We start from the raw sequence: 6,672 nt of genomic DNA, 5'->3' as shown, positions 1-6,672 counted from the left end.
AGGATGTGCTCACGAGTCTGAGGCATAGGGCCGTCAGTCGCAGCAACAACCAGGATAGCGCCGTCCATCTGAGCAGCACCGGTGATCATGTTTTTAACGTAGTCGGCGTGCCCTGGGCAGTCAACGTGCGCGTAGTGGCGAGTCGGGGTGTCATACTCAACGTGAGAAGTGTTGATGGTGATACCACGAGCTTTTTCTTCTGGCGCGTTATCGATCTGGTCGAATGCACGTGCAGAACCGCCGTAGGTTTTAGCCAGAACGGTGGTGATTGCAGCAGTCAGGGTAGTTTTACCGTGGTCAACGTGGCCGATAGTACCAACGTTAACGTGCGGTTTTGTACGTTCAAATTTTTCTTTAGACACGGCTTTATTCCTTACTCTTGTGCTCTCCCTTCATAGAGAGAGCACGGGATCAATGTTTTAAACCAGTAGCTTATTTGCCACGAGCTTCAATAACGGCTTGAGCAACGTTGCTCGGCGCATCATCGTACTTCAGGAATTCCATGGAGTAAGATGCACGGCCTTTGGTCAGAGAACGCAGTTGAGTTGCGTATCCGAACATTTCTGACAACGGAACCTCAGCATGAATCACAACGCCAGTAACGTTAGATTCTTGACCACGCAGCATACCACGACGGCGGCTCAGGTCACCGATGACGTCACCAGTGTTCTCTTCTGGAGTTTCTACTTCAACCTTCATGATTGGTTCAAGCAGAACTGGTTTCGCTTTCTTAAAGCCATCTTTGAAGGCGATAGAAGCGGCCAATTTAAACGCCAGCTCAGAGGAGTCAACGTCATGGTAAGAACCGAAGTGCAGACGCACGCCCAGATCAACTACCGGATAGCCAGCCAGTGGACCAGATTTCAGCTGTTCCTGAATACCTTTATCAACGGCAGGGATGTATTCACCAGGAATTACACCACCCTTGATGTCGTTGATGAACTCGTAACCTTTCGGATTTGAGCCCGGCTCCAGTGGGTACATGTCGATAACAACATGACCGTACTGACCACGACCACCAGACTGCTTGGCGTGTTTACCTTCGATATCGGTAACTTTCGCGCGAATCGCTTCACGGTAAGCAACCTGAGGTTTACCGACGTTCGCTTCAACGTTGAATTCGCGTTTCATACGGTCAACGATGATGTCGAGGTGCAGCTCACCCATACCTGCAATGATGGTCTGGTTGGATTCTTCATCAGTCCATACGCGGAATGACGGGTCTTCTTTAGCCAGACGGCCCAGAGCCAGACCCATTTTTTCTTGGTCAGCTTTGGTTTTCGGTTCTACGGCGATGGAAATTACCGGTTCTGGGAATTCCATACGCTCCAGAATGATTGGCGCATCAGGGTCACACAGAGTGTCACCAGTAGTTACGTCTTTCAGACCGATAGCAGCAGCGATGTCGCCTGCGCGAACTTCTTTAATCTCTTCACGTTTGTTAGCGTGCATCTGAACGATACGACCAAAACGCTCACGTGCAGATTTCACGGAGTTCAGTACGGTATCGCCGGAGTTAACCACACCGGAGTAAACGCGGAAGAAGGTCAAGTTACCAACAAACGGGTCGGTTGCGATTTTGAATGCCAAAGCAGCAAACGGCTCATCATCGTTAGCATGACGCTCAGCTGGGGTATCTTTACCGTCGTCCAGCATACCGTTGATCGCAGGTACGTCGATTGGGGATGGCAGGTAATCAATTACCGCATCCAGCATCGCCTGAACACCTTTGTTCTTGAACGCAGAACCACAAGTTACCAGAATGATTTCGTTGTTCAGAACACGCTGACGCAGAGCTTTCTTGATCTCTTCTTCAGTCAGTTCTTCACCACCCAGGTATTTTTCCATCAGCTCTTCAGAAGCTTCTGCTGCTGATTCGATCAGGTTCTGGTGCCATTCTTCAGCCAGTTCGGCCATATCAGCAGGGATATCTTCGTATTCGAAGGTAACGCCCTGATCGGCATCGTTCCAGTTGATAGCTTTCATTTTCACCAGGTCAACAACACCGGTGAAACCTTCTTCAGCACCAATCGCCAACTGAAGCGGAACAGGGTTCGCGCCCAGACGGGTTTTGATCTGACCAACAACTTTCAGGAAGTTAGCACCCATACGGTCCATTTTGTTAACGAACGCGATGCGTGGAACTTTATATTTGTTCGCCTGACGCCATACGGTTTCAGACTGAGGCTGAACACCACCAACGGCGCAGTAAACCATTACCGCACCATCAAGAACACGCATGGAACGTTCTACTTCGATAGTGAAGTCAACGTGCCCTGGGGTGTCGATGATGTTTACACGGTGTGGTTCAAACTGCTTAGCCATGCCAGACCAGAATGCAGTGGTCGCAGCAGAGGTAATGGTAATACCACGTTCCTGTTCCTGTTCCATCCAGTCCATGGTGGCTGCGCCGTCATGAACTTCACCGATTTTATGGTTTACACCGGTGTAGAAAAGGATACGTTCGGTAGTAGTTGTCTTACCGGCGTCGATGTGTGCGCTGATACCGATATTACGGTAACGGGCAATGGGTGTTGTACGAGCCATTTGATTCCTCTATTCCTAGGACGTTCAAGTTAAGTTACCCATAGCGGGCGGCTTGCTTGAAGCGCCCGCTTGGTGACTAACACTATGAAGGTATTACCAACGATAGTGAGCGAACGCCTTGTTGGCTTCAGCCATACGGTGAACGTCTTCACGTTTCTTAACTGCAGTACCTTTGTTCTCTGCAGCATCAGAAAGTTCGTTCGCCAGGCGAAGAGCCATGGATTTATCACCGCGTTTACGAGCAGCTTCAACGATCCAACGCATTGCCAGAGCATTACGACGAACCGGACGGACTTCTACTGGTACCTGATAAGTAGAACCACCAACACGACGAGATTTAACCTCGACAGCTGGGCGGACGTTGTCCAGGGCTACTTCAAAAGCTTCCAGTTCGCTTTTACCAGAACGCTGAGCCAGGGTCTCCAGCGCGGTATATACGATTGCTTCTGCGGTAGATTTTTTACCATCTACCATCAGGATGTTTACAAATTTAGCCAGCAGTTCTGATCCGAACTTAGGATCCGGCAGAATTTTACGCTGACCAATGACGCGACGACGTGGCATGGAAATACTCCGTTGTTAATTCAGGGTTGTCCAAAACTCTATAGTTCGAGTTTGACATTAAAGTTAAAACGTTTGGCCTTACTTAACGGAGAACCATTAAGCCTTTGGCTTCTTCACGCCGTATTTGGAACGTGATTGCTTACGGTCTTTAACGCCGGAGCAGTCAAGCGCACCACGAACGGTGTGGTAACGAACACCTGGCAAGTCTTTTACACGACCGCCACGGATCAGGATCACGCTGTGTTCCTGCAGGTTATGACCTTCACCACCGATGTAGGAGGTAACTTCAAAACCGTTAGTCAAACGCACACGGCAAACTTTACGCAGTGCGGAGTTTGGTTTTTTAGGAGTGGTGGTATATACGCGAGTACATACGCCACGTTTCTGCGGGCAAGCTTCCAGCGCAGGAACGTTGCTTTTAGCAACCTTCATGGAGCGTGGTTTGCGTACCAGCTGATTAATTGTTGCCATTAATAGCTCCTGGTATTTGCTTCGTTTTTTGCTTCGTAAACAAGTGTGATAAATCTCCCCATAAAGCCATGGGCAAAATATGAGGACGCAGAATTTTATGGCTGCCCAGTATAGGTGTCAAGAAATATACAAGATCGCGTCTTCACCAAGATAACTGTTGTGGGTGTTTAACACTCAGCTCAACGAACTGATTATAGTCTAGGAGCACGATATTGGATGAAATTCGAGCACTCAAACCGCGAGCAATAACATCGGCCTTCAGCGCATATAGGGATGTGGAGGCGGAAATGAGCTTTTCAAGGGAGTGGGTATTTACCAACCCACACAGAACACCATCCTGTAGCAACAAGATCGCATCATTATTGCCAGCTATAGCGCAAAGAGTTGTCAAATCTGCTGCAGTAGGAGACTTTGCCAGTGTATGTAACATGTAAAACTTCTCCAACGGCTAGAAGGTTAGCACAACATCGCGTTGTTCAAGATTTTGTCTAATTTGTGCCGCAGTTCGCACCTGAACGTCAATAATCCAGCTCTCAAACCCCAGCAAACCTCTTTCTTCTAGAGATTCTGAACAGATAAAGACCTCTTCAATATCGTAAAGAGACATGACACCAAAGGTTGCCACATAGTCACGGCAAAGAATTTCAGCCGGTTTTTGATCGGGCAACAGTTGGAATACACCATCGCCCACAAAAAACACCTGAATATCTTCGCTAAAAGCAGAGGCCGCTAACAGCGCATCTAATCCTTCTCGCCCTGAACTTGTCGTATGCGGAGGTTGAGTAAACACAAAGGCTAAACGTTTCATCCCATCCCCTTAAAACTGCATGATGCGATCGCAGGTTAACGCGGCTTCAGCCAACGCGCCTAGACCACTTAACACGAAACCATCCTGCAGATTAGAGGCTGGTAACCCAAGCTGAGTCGCTTCATCATGTGATACCACGCCGCGGCGCAAAGCCGCCGCGACACAAACATTTAGCACCACGCCATGTTCTTGCGCCAGACTCTGCCATCCGCGTACCAAATCGAACTCATCGCTTGCCGGTGAGGTTAGTTGGTTTGCGTTACTCACGCCCTCACGGTAGAAGAACACGCTGACTAAGTGATGTCCGCTGGCAATAACCGCCTGTGCAAATTGATAAGCACTACTGGCCGCTTGAGTGCCGTAGGCTGGGCCGGTCACAAACAGAGAAAAGCTCAGCATTAGCGATCGCTACCCTGTAGATCACCGCTTTTAAATTGGCGAATATACAGATACACGGTGTGCTTAGAGATGTTGAGACGATCCGCAACCTGATTAATGGCATCTTTGATATCAAAGATGCCTTTCTCATGCAGATTCAGCACAATCTGACGATTCTTGGCGTTGTTAGACACTGAACGATCGGCGTTAACCTCTTCGATAGTGAACTCCAGCGTTTGTGCCACCAGATCATCAACAGAAGAAGCAAAGTTAACTGATGACGCCACGTCCTGCGAAGCTTTTGGAATAAAGGTTTCCATAATCTGAGAAAAAGGCACATCCAGATTCATGTTAATACACAGTAAACCGATCACTCGCTGCTCTTTATTGCGAATAGCAATCGTCACCGACTTCATTAACACACCACTTTTGGCGCGAGTAAAGTACGCCTTTGACACACTGCTATCTTCGCCTGCCATATCGTGCAACATGCGAAGCGCTAAGTCGGTAATCGGTGAACCAATTTTTCTCCCAGTATGCTCACCATTAGCAATTCGCACCGCCGAACATTTCAAATCCTCAAGCGAGTGCAAAACAATTTCACAATGGGAACCAATGAGCATCGCAAGACCGTCAACAACAGCCTCATATGATTTCAGAATTTCATGATCGGTCTGGCTGAACGGACGCTCATCCAGTAAATCTAGCTCGCTGGTATCACCAGGCATAAGCGTATTGGACATTGAAGACAACCCCCACGGAGGATTTAGCTACGCACCCATCAATGGATGCAGATTCAAGAAAACGTGCTATTTAAAAAATAAAGTTTAGCAAAACTGCCCTATTTAAATCCTTGTAGCCAGCGGGGTAAAAGATTTTTTTATCATCCTGCGATAAAAAACAAAAAAGCCGTGGAATAATCCACGGCTTTTTCCAATCATTCAAGGCAATTACTTACCAGCTTTCGCTTCTGCTTTTGCTGCCGCTTTCGCAGCGTCTACATCGGCTTTAGGTGCAGCTTTAACATCCAGCAGTTCTACGTCGAATACCAAGGTAGAGTTTGCAGGAATGCCAGGGACACCCGTTTTGCCGTAAGCCAATTCTGGTGGGATAACCAGTTTGATCTTGCCGCCTTTCTTGATGTGTTTCAGGCCTTCGGTCCAGCCAGGGATAACGCCATCAAGACGGAAAGAAAGTGGCTCACCACGGCTATATGAGTTATCAAACTCAGTGCCGTCGGTCAGAGTACCTTTGTAGTTAACGACAACGGTATCACTGTCTTTTGGTTCAGCGCCTGTACCTTCTTTATCGACCTGATACATCAGACCGGTTTTCGTGGTTTTAACGTTTTTCTCTTTAGCAAATGCGTCGCGGAATTTTTTACCTGCATCTGCATTAGCTTTGGCATCCTGCTCCATCTTAGCTTGTGCAGACGCTTTTACGCGTGCCTCAAAGCCTTGCAGAGTACCTTCGATTTCTTGGTCGGTCAGCTTGCTCTTGCCAGCAAACGCATCCTGAACACCGGCGATCAACTGGTCTTTATCCAGTTTGATACCCAGTTTCTCTTGCTCTTTCAGGGAGTTCTCCATATAACGCCCCAGAGAAGCGCCTAACGCGTATGCAGCCTGCTGATCGTCATTCTTGAATTTGCTGTTGGTCGCCGTCGGTGCAGCGTCCGTTGCTTTGGCAGCGTCAGCAGCGAAAGCCGATGCGTTCAGGGCCAGAGCCATTGTTGTTGCCAGCACGGTAACTTTAAAAAAAGATTTCATCCATTTCTCCAAACTTTAAGGCAAGTGACCTTAAATAACGATGAGCTAAATGTAGTGGGTTACTATAGCGGTCTGTCGACTCATAAAACAATCACTAAGCGCGCCAGTCTGATAAATTCAGACTACGTTGCCTGC

9 protein-coding genes are annotated in these 6,672 nt (G+C 48.2%); all 9 read right to left on the bottom strand.

Features of this window, described 5'->3' with window-relative positions; genetic code table 11:
- Nucleotides 1–362, bottom strand: a 362-nt coding sequence (locus M988_RS01375) for a GTP-binding protein (RefSeq protein ID WP_024623232.1), incomplete at its 3' end; no start/stop codon positions are given.
- 70 nt (nucleotides 363–432) lie between these two features.
- A complete protein-coding gene (gene fusA / locus M988_RS01370) occupies nucleotides 433–2,547 on the bottom strand; it encodes an elongation factor G (protein ID WP_008815466.1) in 2,115 nt (704 codons plus the stop codon).
- Between the two features lie 93 nt (nucleotides 2,548–2,640).
- Nucleotides 2,641–3,111: a 30S ribosomal protein S7 gene (gene rpsG / locus M988_RS01365; RefSeq protein WP_004090892.1), complete on the bottom strand. Its 471-nt coding sequence runs from the start codon at nucleotides 3,109–3,111 to the stop codon at nucleotides 2,641–2,643.
- 96 nt (nucleotides 3,112–3,207) lie between these two features.
- Nucleotides 3,208–3,582, bottom strand: coding sequence for a 30S ribosomal protein S12 (rpsL, locus tag M988_RS01360; RefSeq protein WP_002212323.1), 375 nt, complete (start codon nucleotides 3,580–3,582; stop codon nucleotides 3,208–3,210).
- 142 nt (nucleotides 3,583–3,724) lie between these two features.
- Nucleotides 3,725–4,012: a sulfurtransferase complex subunit TusB gene (gene tusB / locus M988_RS01355; RefSeq protein ID WP_004090893.1), complete on the bottom strand. Its 288-nt coding sequence runs from the start codon at nucleotides 4,010–4,012 to the stop codon at nucleotides 3,725–3,727.
- Between the two features lie 18 nt (nucleotides 4,013–4,030).
- Nucleotides 4,031–4,390: a sulfurtransferase complex subunit TusC gene (gene tusC, locus M988_RS01350; RefSeq protein WP_008815468.1), complete on the bottom strand. Its 360-nt coding sequence runs from the start codon at nucleotides 4,388–4,390 to the stop codon at nucleotides 4,031–4,033.
- A 9-nt stretch (nucleotides 4,391–4,399) separates the two neighbouring features.
- Complete coding sequence (tusD, locus tag M988_RS01345) at nucleotides 4,400–4,789, bottom strand: sulfurtransferase complex subunit TusD (RefSeq protein WP_008815469.1); 390 nt, start codon at nucleotides 4,787–4,789, stop codon at nucleotides 4,400–4,402.
- Nucleotides 4,789–5,511 carry a helix-turn-helix transcriptional regulator gene (locus tag M988_RS01340; RefSeq protein WP_008815470.1) on the bottom strand — a complete coding sequence of 241 codons (723 nt, stop codon included), beginning with the start codon at nucleotides 5,509–5,511 and terminating at the stop codon, nucleotides 4,789–4,791. The genes tusD and M988_RS01340 overlap by 1 nt, the downstream gene beginning before the upstream one ends.
- Before the next feature lie 207 nt (nucleotides 5,512–5,718).
- Nucleotides 5,719–6,537 (bottom strand): FKBP-type peptidyl-prolyl cis-trans isomerase, encoded by an 819-nt coding sequence (gene fkpA, locus M988_RS01335; protein ID WP_008815471.1) that lies wholly within the window; start codon nucleotides 6,535–6,537, stop codon nucleotides 5,719–5,721.
- Nucleotides 6,538–6,672 lie beyond the last annotated feature (135 nt).

This window comes from Hafnia paralvei ATCC 29927 (assembly GCF_001655005.1).
GTDB lineage: Bacteria > Pseudomonadota > Gammaproteobacteria > Enterobacterales > Enterobacteriaceae > Hafnia > Hafnia paralvei.
Note: the sequence above shows the minus strand (reverse complement) of the source record. Positions and strands in the feature narration are given on the sequence as shown.

What these genes read in the sequence shown, in the direction of transcription:
- tusD (WP_008815469.1), bottom strand. Translation starts at nt 4,789, where the DNA reads ATGCTGAGCTTTTCTCTGTTTGTGACCGGCCCAGCCTACGGCACTCAA.
- fkpA (WP_008815471.1), bottom strand. Translation starts at nt 6,537, where the DNA reads ATGAAATCTTTTTTTAAAGTTACCGTGCTGGCAACAACAATGGCTCTG.
- M988_RS01340 (WP_008815470.1), bottom strand. Translation starts at nt 5,511, where the DNA reads ATGTCCAATACGCTTATGCCTGGTGATACCAGCGAGCTAGATTTACTG.
- rpsG (WP_004090892.1), bottom strand. Translation starts at nt 3,111, where the DNA reads ATGCCACGTCGTCGCGTCATTGGTCAGCGTAAAATTCTGCCGGATCCT.
- rpsL (WP_002212323.1), bottom strand. Translation starts at nt 3,582, where the DNA reads ATGGCAACAATTAATCAGCTGGTACGCAAACCACGCTCCATGAAGGTT.
- tusB (WP_004090893.1), bottom strand. Translation starts at nt 4,012, where the DNA reads ATGTTACATACACTGGCAAAGTCTCCTACTGCAGCAGATTTGACAACT.
- tusC (WP_008815468.1), bottom strand. Translation starts at nt 4,390, where the DNA reads ATGAAACGTTTAGCCTTTGTGTTTACTCAACCTCCGCATACGACAAGT.
- fusA (WP_008815466.1), bottom strand. Translation starts at nt 2,547, where the DNA reads ATGGCTCGTACAACACCCATTGCCCGTTACCGTAATATCGGTATCAGC.